Origin of the sequence: Paenibacillus timonensis, from assembly GCF_022427145.1 — a bacterium.
In the GTDB taxonomy this organism is placed as follows: Bacteria; Bacillota; Bacilli; order Paenibacillales; family Paenibacillaceae; genus Fontibacillus; species Fontibacillus timonensis.
Genome location: NZ_JAKSXN010000163.1, coordinates 1 through 408 on the forward strand (window position 1 = coordinate 1; position 408 = coordinate 408).

Sequence of the window (408 nt, forward strand, 5' to 3'; positions counted from 1 at the left end):
CCGATTTTGCCGGCGTTAGCGGCGGCGACGAGAACCAGCACTTCAAGAATCAGCATTTGCGCGTTGGTGCTTACCGTACCCGAGAAGAGGAACGCGGCGTTCATCACGAAGCCCATCAGTGCGGCGAAGGTGGTGAAGGTACCGAGAATGAGGCCGATGCCGACCAGGAATTCGCCGTAAGGCACCAGGACGTTGAAGAGATCGACGTTCGGCAAGGCGAAGTGCTGCAGGAATGTGGCCCACCAGCCTTGCACGGCCGGGTGCTCGCCGGTGCTGTTCGCGATCGCTCCGGTTAAGAAGCCTGCGGCGTCGAAGCCGCCGGTCAGTTTATGGTAGCCGGCTTCGATCCATTGATAGCCGAGGTAAACGCGGATGACGGTCAAGAGCCACATGGCGATTTTGTTGGTT

Annotated in this window: 1 protein-coding gene; it reads right to left on the reverse strand. The window is 59.3% G+C overall.

Annotation, left to right across the window (positions count from 1 at the left end; translation table 11 throughout):
- A partial coding sequence (locus MJ257_RS24700) for a DoxX family membrane protein (RefSeq protein WP_240271806.1) occupies positions 1-408 on the reverse strand: 408 nt, incomplete at both ends.